This is a genomic window from Methylobacterium sp. SyP6R (assembly GCF_019216885.1).
Classification (GTDB): Bacteria; Pseudomonadota; Alphaproteobacteria; order Rhizobiales; family Beijerinckiaceae; genus Methylobacterium.
Genome location: NZ_JAAQRC020000002.1, coordinates 295,252 through 307,815, shown reverse-complemented (window position 1 = coordinate 307,815; position 12,564 = coordinate 295,252). Strand labels below are relative to the sequence as shown.

11 protein-coding genes are annotated in these 12,564 nt (G+C 62.9%); 2 read left to right on the top strand and 9 right to left on the bottom strand.

All coding sequences use genetic code 11. The annotated features are described in order from the left end of the window. The first annotated feature begins 11 nt into the window (after positions 1-11). Positions 12-311 carry a YciI family protein gene (locus HBB12_RS30725; RefSeq protein WP_236993463.1) on the top strand — a complete coding sequence of 100 codons (300 nt, stop codon included), beginning with the start codon at positions 12-14 and terminating at the stop codon, positions 309-311. Between the two features lie 347 nt (positions 312-658). On the opposite strand, the gene HBB12_RS30720 is transcribed toward HBB12_RS30725, so the two are convergent. The 7 genes from HBB12_RS30720 to HBB12_RS30690 are packed head-to-tail and all read right to left on the bottom strand — an operon-like array spanning position 659 to position 7,035. After that, on the bottom strand, positions 659-931 hold the full coding sequence (locus HBB12_RS30720) for a hypothetical protein (RefSeq protein ID WP_236993462.1): 273 nt from the start codon (positions 929-931) through the stop codon (positions 659-661). A 48-nt stretch (positions 932-979) separates the two neighbouring features. Next, entirely contained in the window at positions 980-1,804 is an 825-nt protein-coding gene (locus HBB12_RS30715; protein ID WP_236993461.1) for an ATP-binding cassette domain-containing protein, read from the bottom strand. Then, the gene (locus tag HBB12_RS30710; protein WP_236993460.1) at positions 1,788-2,774 is read right to left on the bottom strand and encodes an ABC transporter ATP-binding protein; all 987 of its coding nucleotides are present in this window, start codon (positions 2,772-2,774) and stop codon (positions 1,788-1,790) included. The genes HBB12_RS30715 and HBB12_RS30710 overlap by 17 nt, the downstream gene beginning before the upstream one ends. A gap of 13 nt (positions 2,775-2,787) precedes the next feature. Continuing rightward, on the bottom strand, positions 2,788-3,714 hold the full coding sequence (locus HBB12_RS30705; RefSeq protein WP_236993459.1) for an ABC transporter permease: 927 nt from the start codon (positions 3,712-3,714) through the stop codon (positions 2,788-2,790). Continuing rightward, positions 3,714-4,721, bottom strand: a complete 1,008-nt coding sequence (locus HBB12_RS30700) for an ABC transporter permease (RefSeq protein ID WP_236993458.1) — start codon at positions 4,719-4,721, stop codon at positions 3,714-3,716. Before HBB12_RS30700 ends, HBB12_RS30705 begins: the two co-directional genes overlap by 1 nt. An 18-nt stretch (positions 4,722-4,739) precedes the next feature. Next, complete coding sequence (locus HBB12_RS30695; RefSeq protein WP_236993457.1) at positions 4,740-6,323, bottom strand: ABC transporter substrate-binding protein; 1,584 nt, start codon at positions 6,321-6,323, stop codon at positions 4,740-4,742. Positions 6,324-6,369: 46 nt separating this feature from the next. Further along, entirely contained in the window at positions 6,370-7,035 is a 666-nt protein-coding gene (locus tag HBB12_RS30690; protein ID WP_236993456.1) for an AroM family protein, read from the bottom strand. A gap of 749 nt (positions 7,036-7,784) precedes the next feature. Between HBB12_RS30690 and HBB12_RS30685 the strand changes: the two genes are divergently transcribed. Then, positions 7,785-9,797, top strand: a complete 2,013-nt coding sequence (locus HBB12_RS30685; protein WP_236993455.1) for a hypothetical protein — start codon at positions 7,785-7,787, stop codon at positions 9,795-9,797. A gap of 342 nt (positions 9,798-10,139) precedes the next feature. Here HBB12_RS30685 and HBB12_RS30680 read toward each other — a convergent pair. Next, positions 10,140-11,221, bottom strand: a protein-coding gene (locus HBB12_RS30680; RefSeq protein WP_236993454.1) for an IS630 family transposase whose coding sequence is annotated in 2 segments (ribosomal slippage) — positions 10,140-10,729 and positions 10,729-11,221 — 1,083 coding nt in all. Because the reading frame shifts where the segments join, the coding sequence is not laid out codon by codon here. 228 nt (positions 11,222-11,449) lie between these two features. Next, positions 11,450-12,376, bottom strand: coding sequence for an AroM family protein (locus HBB12_RS30675; protein WP_236993453.1), 927 nt, complete (start codon positions 12,374-12,376; stop codon positions 11,450-11,452). Positions 12,377-12,564 lie beyond the last annotated feature (188 nt).

The window sequence follows — 12,564 nt, the reverse complement described above, 5'->3', positions numbered from 1 at the left end:
GGAGATTTCCCTTGCCCCACTACGCTATCCACGCCCTCGATCATGCCGGGGCCCTCGAGCGGCGGCTCGCCCATTACGAGGCGCACAAGGCCTATCTCGGTGGTCCGCTCCCGGTGCAGATCCTGATCTCGGGCCCGCTCCTCGCCGAGGACGGCGAGACGATGACCGGCAGCCTCTTCATCGTCGAGGCGCCCGACCGGGCTGCGGTAGATGCCTTCCATGCCGCCGACCCGTTCCGCGCGGCGGGAATCTGGGACCGCGTGGAGATCACGGCGTTCCGGATGCGCCAGGTCGCCTTGCCGCGCAGCTAGAGCGTTTTCCGACGAAGTGGACACCGGTTCGTCGAAGAAAACACGATTAAACAAAGACTTGGAGAGCTTCGCGATTGCAACGCGATCGTGAAGCGCTTTAGAGCAGCGGCCCCGCGCCCTTCGGAAGACGGCACGGGCTAAGCAGACCTGCGTTGGCAAGCCAACGCCTCGTCCGCTTAGGTTGTTGTTTTATCGCAGGTTTTTGTCGCAAAACCGGCCACCACTTTTGCGAAATCTGCTTAGTTGCCGGCAGACGGACCAGACCGGCCGCCGCCTCTTCATCGGTGTCCGCGACGACGGGACGCCGGTGCCGAGCGCTGCGCGCTTCTCCCGCGCCATGGGAATCGTCACCGGTAGGCGGCGGATCTACGTCGCGGATGCGGCCTGCCGCGAGGAGGGGAATGCGCCGCTCTCGCGACCATCACGGGGGTCAGATCCCGGAGCCAGCTCTGGGCCTGGACGAAGCCCGTGACGTGGGGCGCCAGCGCCCGCGGATTGAGGTCGTGGACGACGAAGATCCACATCGCGTCCTCCACCACCGGCGGGCGGGCGCCGTCCCGGATGCCGACCGTCGCCACGACGGCCCGGTCGTGACCGTCGTCCGTCCCGAATTTCGACACCAAATCAGAGGCTTGGCGAAAATTCGAGAACAGGGCCAAAGCTCGTTCTCAACGACCGTCGGCAGAGATCCGCGGCAGCCGCGGCACGCTGTCCAGAAGGGTGCGCGTATAGGCGTGCGACGGGCTCGCGAAGACGGCGGCGACCGGGCCTTCCTCAACTACGCGCCCCTGGCTCATCACCAGCACGCGGTCGCACAGGGTGCGCACCACGGCGAGGTTGTGGGAGATGAACAGGTAGGTGAGCGAGAGCTCGCGGCGCAACGTGCCGAGGACCTCCAGGATCTGGGCCTGCACCGAGACGTCCAGCGCCGAGGTCGGCTCGTCGAGGACGAGGAAGCGGGGCTCCGGCGCGAGCGCGCGGGCGATGCAGACCCGCTGCTTCTGCCCGCCCGAGAGTTCGTGCGGGTAGCGGTGCCGGAAGGCGCGCGGAAGGCTGACGAGGTCGAGCAGCCGGTCGACCCGCGCCTGGAGCGCCGCGCCCCGGGCGATATTCTGGACACGCAGCGGTTCGGCGATCGCCTCGCCGATCGTGCGCCGCCCGTTGAGGGCGGAATGCGGGTTCTGGAAGACGATCTGCATATCCCGGCGCAGGCGCCGCATCGCCGCGTCGCCGAGCGCCGTGATGTCCTGGCCGTCGAACGTGACCGTCCCGGCGCTCGGCTCGATCAGGCGCAGGACCATGCGGGCGATCGTCGATTTGCCGGAGCCCGATTCGCCGACGATCCCCAAAACCTCGCCGGTCCCGATGGAGAACTCGACGCCGTCGACGGCCCGCACCTCGCGCCCTCCGCTCGCGTGGAAGACCTTGACGAGGCCGGTGGCGCGCAGGAGCGGCGATGGTGGGAGGGCCCCCAGATCAGGCGAGGTCGGCATGGTGGCACGCGACGCTGTGGGAGGGGTCGGCGCGGCGCATGGCGGGCCGCTCGGTCGTGCAGATCGCCGTGGCGTGGGCGCAGCGCGGGTGGAAGCGGCAGCCGGAAGGCGGATCGATCAGGCTCGGGATCGTGCCCGGCACGCCTTGGAGGCGCCGGATCTCGCCGTCGATCTCCGGCAGGGCCGCGAGCAGGCCGCTTGTATAGGGATGGAGCGGACGCGCCAGCACCCGCGCCGTCGGGCCTTCCTCGACGACGTTGCCGGCGTACATGACGGCGACGCGCGCGGTCAGCGCCGCGATCGCCCCGACATCGTGGCTGATCATCACCACCGTCAGCGCCAAGGTCTCGACGAGGTCGCGCAGGAGCCGCAGCACCTGGGCCTGGACCGTCACGTCGAGGGCGGTCGTCGGCTCGTCGGCGATCAGGAGGCGCGGCTTGCCGGAGAGGGCGAGGGCGATCAGCACGCGCTGGCGCATGCCGCCCGAGAGCTGGTGCGGGTAGGAATCGAGCACCCGCTCCGGCTCGCGCAGGGCGACCTGCGCCAGCAGCGCGGCCGCCCGGGCCCGGCGCTCGGCCTGGGCGGGCCGCGGGGCGCCGTGCGCCCGCGCATGGGCGGCGATCGCATCGCCGAGCTGCCGCCCGATCGTGAAGAGCGGGTTCAGGTAGGTCATCGGGTCCTGGAAGATCATCGCGATCTTCACGCCCCGTACGCTCCGCCAGTCGCGCTCGCTGAACGCCGCGACGTCGCGCCCCTCGAACAGGATGCGCCCGCCCGTGCGCTGCGCCCGGCCCGGGCCGATGCCCAGGATCGATCGGGCGAGCACGGTCTTGCCGCAGCCGGACTCGCCGACGATGCCCAGCGTCTCGCCCTCGCTCAGCGCGAGGTTGATGCCGTTCAGCACCCGCGCCGGCCCGTCGAAGGTCGGGATCGCGAGGTGGTAATCCTCGATCGCGAGCAGCGCGCTCATCGCCCCGTGCTCCTCATCGTCCGGCACTTTTGGGGTCGAGGATGTCGCGCAGGCCGTCGCCGAGCAGGTTGAAGCCGAGCACGGTCAGGAAGATGGCGAGGCCCGGGCAGGCCGAGTACCACCACCAGTCAGGCATGTAGGAGCGGGCGACCGAGATCATCGCGCCCCATTCCGGATCCGGCGGCTTGGCGCCAAGCCCGATGAAGCCGAGGCTCGCGGCCGAGAGCACGGCGAGGCCCATATCCATCGACAGCTTGACGATGATCGGCGACAGGCAGTTCGGCAGGATGTGGTGCCACAGGATCCAGGGCGTGCGGGCGCCCGCGGCCCGGCTCGCCTCGACGAACAATTCCTCCTTGACCGACAGGGTCTTGGCCTCGACGAGGCGGACGTAGCCCGGCCACCAGACGAGCGCGAGCGCCGCGATGCAGTTCGCGATGCCGGGGCCGAGCGCCGCCACGATCGCGAGCGCCAGCGCGAGGCCCGGCACCGCGAGGAACAGATCGGTGAGGCGCATGATGGCGCCGCGCACCAGGCGGCTCTTCGTGTAGCCGGCGACGATCCCGAGCGGCACGCCGATGCCGGCCCCCACCACGGTGATGATGAGGCCGATCCACAGCGAGATGCGGGCGCCGACGATGACCCGGGACAGGAGGTCGGCGCCCATCTCGTCGGTGCCGAAGGGGTGGGCCCAGGACGGGGACAGGAGCCGCTGCGACAGCTTCACGGCGCCCATCGTGTCGCCCGGATAGGGGGCGAGCCAGGGTCCGAAGGCGGCGAGCACCAGGAACAGCACGACGAGGGCGAGGCCCAGCATCGAGGAGAACGAGCGGGAGAAGAGATGGGCGTAGAGCCGCCACTGGCGGATCGTGGTGGCGTGGCGCACCCGGAAGGCGGGCGGCGCGTCGGAGAGGGCAGGGGAGATGTCCGGGAGCGCCATCACGCGGCCCTCAGGCGCGGGTCGATCCACGCATAGGCGAGGTCGACCAGGATGTTGACGGTCATGAAGCAGAGCCCGATCGCCAGCGTCACACCGACGACCGGCTTGAAGTCCGAGGCGAGCGCCGAGGAGACCGCGTAGAGGCCGATGCCGGGCCAGTCGAACACCGTCTCGACGAGCACGGTGGAGCCCAGCATCCAGCCGAAGCGCAGGCCGATCATCGCGAGGGTGGGCAGGAGCGCGTTGCGCAGGGCATAGATTGCGACGATGCGAAACGGCGCGATGCCGTGGGCGCGCGCCGCCACGACGTGATCGGATTGCAGCGCCTCGATCATCTCGGCGCGGTTCACCCGGAGGATCGAGGCGAGGCACGGGAAGGAGAGCACGATCGCCGGAAGCAGGATGTGGAAGAGCGCCTCGCGAAAGGTCTCGAACTGCCCGCGCAGCAGCGAATCGACGAGGATCAGGCCGGTGATCGCCGCGGGCGGCGCCTCCGAGAGCGGCAGGCGGCCCGAGACCGGCAGCCATTCGAGATGCACGGCGAAAGTGAGCTGAAGCAGGATGCCGAACCAGAAGGCCGGCAGCGCCACCCCTGAGATCGACAGGATGCGGGTGAGATGGTCGAGGGGGCCGTCGCGCTTCAGGGCCGACAGGATGCCGAGCGGCAGCCCGAGCCCGACGCCGATTGCCATCGCGACGAGCACCAGTTCGAGCGTCGCCGGGAAATAGCGCCCGAGCTCGGACAGGACCGGCCGCGTCGTGACGATCGAGGTGCCGAGATCGCCCTTGGCGAGGTCCCCGAGATAGATCGCGAGCTGCACCGGCAGCGGCTTGTCGAGGCCGTATTCCCGGCGGACGGTCTCGACCATGTCGGCGGTCGCCTCGGGGCCGGCGACGAGCCGGGCGGGATCGCCCGGCGCCACGTTGGTGATGAGGAAGGTCAGCACGGCGAGGCCGAGCATCGTGCCGGCGACGGTCAGGAGCTTCTTGAGCGCGAAGCGCAGCAAAGCCGTTCCCCCTCGAGCCTACTTGGCGTCGATCCAGAGCGGGTAGAGGTCGACCTCGCCGGTGAACCGCACCGGGCTGAAGCTGAAGCCCTTCAGCACGTCGCGGCGGGCCCAGCGGCGGTTCTGCACCATGCCGAACACCTCCGGCTGGTCGGCGACGATCCGCTTCTGGATCTCGGCATAGAGGGGCGCACGCTTGTCCCAGTCGGGCGTCGAGCGTGCCTCGTCGATCATCCGGGCGACGTCCGGGTTGTCGTAGAACGACATCGCGAAGTACTGGCCCCAGGAATTGGGGTGGTACTGATAGGCGACCGCGTCCGGGTCGGTCGAGATCGGCGTCACGAAGACCGAGGTCAGGTTCGGCGAGGTCTCCGGTTTCGAGCCCTTGGCCACCATGTTCGGCCATTGCTCGGGCCGCATGTCGACCTTGATGTTGAGGGCGGAGAGATTGTCGAGGAGAAGAAGGCCGATCCGGCGCGCCTCCTCGAGCCCGGTGATGTGGTCGTATTCGAGGGTGATCCCGCCATTCGGATAGGCCGACTTCGCCAGATACTCCTTCGCCTTGGCGAGGTCGCGCCGCGGCATGCCCGGCACGTCGATATGGCCCTTCATGCCGGCCGGAAACACGCTCGTCTGGAGCCTGGCGGCACCGTTGTAGATCTGGACCAGGCCGTCATAGTCGAGGGCGTAGGCGATCGCCTTGCGCAGGTTCGGGTCGGCGGTCGGCCCGACCTTGTTGTTCATCTTGATGCCGAAGGTCGTCATGCCGGCATGGTCCTCGATCGCCACGCCCTTCTGGCGCGCGACCTGGACGTAGTCGTCCGGCGTCAGGCCCTCGACGATGTCGGATTCGCCCCGCAGCAGCGAGGCCTTCTGGGCGGCCGGCTCGCGGACGATCCGGTAGATCACGCCGGCCGGGCGGTGCGCCTCGCCCTGCGGCCAGCCCTTCCAGTAATCGGGCACCGCGGCGAGTTCGTGGAGCACGTTGGGCTCCCAGCGCTTGATCGTGAACGGGCCGGAGCCGGCCTCGTGGTCGGTGAGCCACTTCTGGCCGTCGTCGCCGTCGACCGCATGTGCTTCGACCTGCTTCGGATCGACGACGTACCACCAGGGCAGGAACGACAGGAAGGCCGCGTAAGGTTTTTTCAGCGTGAAGCGGACGGTCCTGGCATCGACCGCCTCGACGCCCTCCGGCCCGAGGAAGTCCTTGAGCATCCAGGCGACGCCCTTGTTGAGCTTCAGGCCCCGCACGAAGGAGTAGCGCACGGCCTCGGCATCGACCGGGTCGCCGGTATGGAACTTCGCCGTACCGGTGAGATGGAACGTCCAGGTCTTGCCGTCGGGGCTGGTCTCCCAGCTCTCGGCGAGCCACGGCTTCACCTCGGCCGGGTTGCCCTCGTACTTGACGAGGGCGTCGTAGACCGCCTGCTGCAGCATGCGGGTCGACCAGTCGTAGCGCACGTGCGGATCGAGCACCGGCACCTGCTGGCGCCCGCCGAACACGATCACCTTGCGGTCGCCGACGCGCTCGAAGGCGCCGGCGGGACCGACGGCGCCCGCCAGCAGAGCCGCTGCGAGCAATCCGAGGCCGAGTCTGCGCATCGGGCGATTCCTTCGATCAGAGGTTTGCGATCAGAGAGGCTTGCGATCAGAGAAGCTGGCGGACGGCGCCGGCAACGATCCGGCGCGACAGGAGGACGGGGGCCTCGACGGCGTCGCGGACCTCGCGGCGCATCGCCTCGGTGTAGCCCATGCAATGCATGACGATCAGGTCGCGGTCGGCCAGCATTGCGGCGCGCTCCGCCATGGCGTCGCCGGCGTATGGCGAGGCCGCCACGACCTTCGGCTTACCGCGGAAGACGTGCCGCGCCGGGAACTCCGCGACCTGGCGGGCGAGCGGCACCATCACGCCGAGCTTCGGGCACGAGGCGGCGAGCGCCTCGACGGTGGCATCGACGATGCGCTGGGATTCGACAAGGAGCGTGTTCGCGAGCGGTTCGACCTGCGTGCCCGTGCACAGGAGCACGACCGCGTCGTGGCCGTGGCGGTCGATGGCCTTGAGAAGATCCGACAGGCGCTCCTCGATGCGGTCTTTCGACAGCACCGCCTCGCGCCCGTCGCGCAGGCGGCTGGCGAAGGAGGCCTCGCCCTCGCGCGGGTGCAGGGCGGCGATCTCGGCCTCCTTCGCATCGTCGAGCACGCCGTATTCCCGCACCTCGACCTCACCGCCGATCTCGGCCAGCATCTCCGGCACCATGTCGATCCGCGGCGACTGCCCGATCGTCACGAAAGCGAGCCGGTTCGTGCGCTTCATCCAATCCCCTGCCGGTTCCGCGTCGACCCACCCGAAGCTAGACCCTCGTCCGAGCAAGCCGCTATAGGGGAGTGCCCTTAGGAAGCGGGTGGCTAAACGAGGGTTTCTGCCCGCTGGGTGGGCAATCGCGGGTCGGCACACAGTCTGGATCCAAGCGGCCTAGCCATTGGAAAGGCTGGTAAGGGCGAGGGGTGGCCCCCCGTCAATAGGACGCCAAGCGTGAGGATTGCGCTATAAGACGGGCTAGTGCATGAGCTTGGATGCGAAAATTGCATCCCGCACCTAAAATTCTTAGAAAAATATAAACAATTCTCGGAAATTAATTGATTTATAATTATCTTTTCTTCTAGATTTTTGCTACAATAATCTTATTATGTAATGTAAATTATACAACAAATACAATATTTGCGACCGTTTTTATGGCTGTCGCAAACAAAAATTTTTAATTATATTGGCAAGATTTTTAAATTTTTTTATAATGTTCTACGCTGTATCTACTACATGACGTAAAGAGTCGTTTATATAATGATCTTAGACTCAGAAATTTGCAAATAATATCACCATTTACTTGTTATGATTTTGCATTTCGCTGCTGCTTTCAGCGGAGCCACGGAAAAATAGGTACTATCGCGGCGCTTTCGTCCTGCTAGTATGAACGAACGAGATGCCATTTTAAGCAGTAGGAAGCCATATCTTGGACTTGAAGGTCTATAGACCGAACTGATGTGCGTGCGAATTTGAGGTGTGAAATGGGTTTAGATCAGGACGTTGTGAAAATTTATGAAAATGACCCGGTCGCAGGGCAGGATGCCTGCAAGAGATTAAGTGTGTTGGATGCTCACAAAGTTGCAAATGCTCTTGTTAATAATGATTTTGCGCACAATGACACACATCAGACGTCAATAAGATTAAAAAATTTATCTTCATCTCTTGGTCCTAAAGTAGCAAGTATATTTAAAGAATCGCTGATTCATGGCGGATGGCATCAATCGGGCGCCGCCGCAGCATGTTTTGCCGGCTTTAAATCAAGTAACGAGCTGGATAGGCCGTTGATCGAAATTCTTAAGAAGAACGAAGAATCAATGGATTGCCTGAGGCGTACAATTGAAGCTCTTGGTTTTCTAAAATCGGGTAATTGGTCTTATTTTTTACAAGATCTTGCATATACCGGAGAATGGATCACTGATAGAAGCCAAGTAGCTGGAAATTACGACCGATATTATTTTGGCAAGCTTTCTTCTTATGTCATAGAAGCCCTTGTTAGATTTGCTGGATCTGCAACAACGCCAGACAACAGAAGATATATTTTAGAGCAATTGAGGGATTTGACACAAATATATGAGGAAATGGAGCCGAGTCGATCTCGCTACGGAAGTATTATTAGGGCTGTAGATCATGAATTGTCGCCAGCTTGCGTCGATGGCCTTATACATTGCTACAACCAATCGAGCTCTGTAAGTTGGAGAGAGATAACTTGCGACGTTTTACAAGAGGCTCGCTCTGTTCGATCTGTCAGATTTCTTTTGGGGACGATCGGAGAATATTCTGAAATCGGTCATCAACGCCGTGTTTCTGCCTCTATAGCGCTAGGAGAGTTACGGGATAAGCATGTCGCCTCTTTGGTCGCAGAGTACATCAGGCAAAAAGGTGCCGGCTACGGATACTTAGATTGGGCATATAGTTCTCTGCGGATGGTTCCAATTGACTGGTCCGGTACAGAGGGATTTGCCGAACGCATTCTTAGCTCGGAAGAAGACAACGAAATTCGCTGCCAGCTTCTCTACTCGCTTGCGTTGGCGGGCGAATGCCAATACGAATCCCAATTCGTGTCAATGTTGGACTCAAAGCATAGTTTTGTTCGGTGGACGGCTGCTCTAGGTCTGGCGCGCTCCATGAAGGAGGGCAGCTTAGATTATATTGAAGGGCGACACGAAGAAGCTGGCGATACGCTTGAGAAATGTGGGATGATCGCAGCCGTTGTACATGCCGGCGATCATTCTAAAATCCCTGAGCTTCACCAGGAGCTGCAAAATCTTCGAACCTTGCCGATTCTTCGCTCTATCTGGAGAGTTGCATTTGTATCGCCTTTTCGAGTATATTCGCCATTCGATCAGCGTGCTTTTGGGCTTTGGTGGTCTGCGGCGCGCCTGAAAGAAGAACAGATTAGGTTATTCAGATATGATTTGGCGCCCTTGTCCGGTGAGAGTGTCGGATTGACCCACCAATCCTTGCAATCCCCTGTCATGAGATCTTATAAGACTTATAAGGAGCCAGAAACAATGATTAGCTTGTTGGAAGCCTCTCAGGTCGCGACCGTGGCGGGGCATGCGGTTTCAATCATCGACAAAATCTACACGCAATACGTGTCTTTTAAATCAAGAAAAAATGCAACAGATGCCCCCTCGATTACCGCCGAGATTGCCGACGATAAAGAAAATAATAAAATTACATTATCAGAAAATGGCAAATCAGTTCAATCCATCAGCTATGCCGAACTTAGTGAGAAATTAAATGAGGCCGATATAAAATATATTGTAGCGAAAGATTTGGCGCTTAGAAATCATTATCAAATTTGGCTTATTGTATATCCTCAATTGTCACTGTCAGTCGACCCGATTGCGAAAGCTAAGATTGAGCTGTCGCTTTCGCAAATATCATCTGAAATGGGTAAGGAACTTGCTGATATAATTGATTTTCTTGAGCGAATCGGTCTGCAACTTGATGGTCACTATGATGCAATCAGGCAAATAGCTCGCAAATGAATTCTATGCGGTTGAATTGCCAGATGCACATTTTCGGCATGCGAATTTGTGTCGGTATTCAACCAACGTTGCTGACGATTTGCGGGGGTGCGTGAAGAATAAAGCATGCCCGCACCTCGATGTAAAAAATCAATCGTGCGATAATAGATGTTAAATTATAGACGCTGAGCTGGATTTGCTGGATTTATGTCCATCTTTTGAGCTGATGCTGATTGTGACCTGCACGGCAGCGAGTCATAAATTTCGAAATATTATCCGAGTTTGCTGTCGAGGAGATGGGCCGTAAATGGTGTTCGCCCGATAGCCACGATGCCTTGAAATGTTGTCGTTATACCAGTGGCCCTAGAGTTTGACCTGTGCCCAGTCCCGGGCGGTGATGGATGTGACGAGGCCTGGGTTGTCAGCGAAGAAGTTCCAGGCGTCGCAGCAGGCATCGACGATCTGGCGGTAGTCGCGGAACACCCGGTTGGCGAGCTTGTTCTGACGCAAGTACTGCCAGACCACCTCCATCGGGTTCAGTTCCGGCGATGACGCTGGCAGATGCATCAACGTGATGTTGTCCGGCACGACTAGGCCACGCGGGCGGCGCGTCTTGGCCGTGCCGTGGTAGCCAGCCCCGTCCAGAACCAGGATCGCGTGCGAGCCCGGCGCGACCTGCTTGCTGATCTCGGCCAGATGCAGCGACATCATCTGCGTGTTGACCGTCGGCAGCACTAAAGCCGCGCTGGTCCCGCGTGCCGGGCAGGCAGCGCCAAACAGATACGTCCACTTGTAGCGTTGGTCGCGCGGAGCCCGCGGGCGCGTGCCCTTGCGCGCCCAGACCCGCGTCAGCGTGCCCTGCTGGCCGACGCGGGCTTCATCCTGGAACCAGATCTCGAGCGGCTTGGCGCGGGCGGGGTCGGGCAGGATCTCTGCCACGCGCGCGGCGAAGCTTTTTTAAAAGCGTCCTGGGTCTCGTCGCTGGCCTTGGGATGCTGCGGGCGAACCGAGAGCCGCACGAAGCCCAACTCCGCCAGATGCTTGCCGACCGTGCGCTCGTGCATCTCGACCCCGAACAACTCCTTGATCCGTGCCTGCAGGTCGACCCGGCGCCAGCGCACCACGCCGTCCTTGTCAAAGTCCGGTCCCGCTTCGACCAGAGCAGCCAGTTGCTGCTTCTGCTCGGGCGTCAGCTTGGCGGCCCGCCCCGGCGCCTTGCGGTCGTTCAGACCGGCGAGTCCCTCGGCGTTGTAGCGATGGACCCAGTCGCGCAGAGTCTGCCGATCCATGCCGCAGGAGCGGGCGGCGCCGGTGCGGTCGGCCCCATCCAGCACCAGGGCGAGCGCCAGCATGCGCCGGGCCGCCAGGATGCTGGGCGCCGTGGCGGAGGCGGACCGCAACTCCTCGGCGGTCAAATCGGTGCGGGTGATGGCGATCCCGGCCATGGCAGACTCTCCTGATCCCGCAATCGAATCAGAAGCCAACCCAAGGCGCAACACGACGAGTCACCCTCTCAGGCCGTTGGTATTAGATCAGCCAAAGGTATCGTTCGTGTCTATGAGGCCCGGGCCGTACCGGCGGACGATCGGTATGAGGCGGCAGCGTGAACTGGATGGTATGCGTATCGAGAGCCTCGAGCATGTCATCACAGTGCTAAAAGATCGAATTCAACACTATGCATCCGGCGCCTCCGCCGCCATCACCAGCCGGATCAGCGCCCCCAGCGAGCCCACTTCCATCTTGCCCATCACCTTGGAGCGGTGGATCTCCACGGTCTTCGGGCTGATCGCGAGCTGGCGGCCGATCGCCTTCGAGGTCAGCCCTTCCGCCATCAGCGAGAGCACTTGGCGCTCGCGCGGGGTGAGCCGGGACAGGCGCTCGCCGTAATCGGCAAGTCCGTGGCGCGGTTCGCCCGAGGGCTCGCCGCCCTGGTCGAGCAGCAGCCGGATCGCCCCCGCGACGATGCGGCGGGCGAGCACCACGGGCCGGCCCGTCGCCCGCGCGACGATCGCGCGGTCGCGCTCGTCGAAGGCGACCGAGTTCAGCACGATCACCTCGCAGCCGCCGAGATCGACGATGGCGCGGGCGAGCGCGTCGCGGTCGCCCGGCATCGCGTGGGTGAGGCTGACCGGGTAATCGGCGAGGGTGGGGAGCCGGACCTCCTCGATCTGCCGGGCGATCGGCTGCACGATGCCGAGGCGCTGCTCCTCCGCCGCGAGCGCCCGGATGCCGGATTCGATGGCGCGCTGGGCGTTCACCATCGGGGTCGGGCTGTCGAAGTCGCGCAGCAGCCCGGTCGAGAGGATCACCACGAGGTCGAACTCGCGCGGGCGCAGGGAGGCCAGGATCGCCGCCATGCGCTCGCCGACTGCGGCCTTGGATACGACGACGTCCTCGCCGCTGCGCAGGCGGGTGACGAGCGACGCCTCGCCGGCCTCCGGCACGAGGGCAGCGATCTCGGCCGGCGACAGCCCGTCGAGGGCGCCCCGCTCGACCGGCTCGACCGGCCCGTTCAGCTGCAGCAGGATCTCCGGGACGATGTCGTCCCGCGGGCTCTGGCCGGCCTCGATGAACACCACGCGCTTGAGGCGACCCGCCACGAAACGTCTGCTCCTGGCTCGAGCATTTTCCGACGAAGGGGATACCGGTTCGTCGTGGAAAATGCGGTAAAATCGAAATCCTGGAGCGGCGTCCGATGGCAACGCGATCCGACGCCGCTCTAGGGGCCTCTCCGGATAGGCGGGGCCCGCGCCCGACCTTACCCTCGCCGCCGATCAGTGAGGAGGGG

What these genes read in the sequence shown, in the direction of transcription:
- HBB12_RS30715 (WP_236993461.1), bottom strand. Translation starts at nt 1,804, where the DNA reads ATGCCGACCTCGCCTGATCTGGGGGCCCTCCCACCATCGCCGCTCCTG.
- HBB12_RS30710 (WP_236993460.1), bottom strand. Translation starts at nt 2,774, where the DNA reads ATGAGCGCGCTGCTCGCGATCGAGGATTACCACCTCGCGATCCCGACC.
- HBB12_RS30705 (WP_236993459.1), bottom strand. Translation starts at nt 3,714, where the DNA reads ATGGCGCTCCCGGACATCTCCCCTGCCCTCTCCGACGCGCCGCCCGCC.
- HBB12_RS30695 (WP_236993457.1), bottom strand. Translation starts at nt 6,323, where the DNA reads ATGCGCAGACTCGGCCTCGGATTGCTCGCAGCGGCTCTGCTGGCGGGC.
- HBB12_RS30690 (WP_236993456.1), bottom strand. Translation starts at nt 7,035, where the DNA reads ATGAAGCGCACGAACCGGCTCGCTTTCGTGACGATCGGGCAGTCGCCG.
- HBB12_RS30685 (WP_236993455.1), top strand. Translation starts at nt 7,785, where the DNA reads ATGGGTTTAGATCAGGACGTTGTGAAAATTTATGAAAATGACCCGGTC.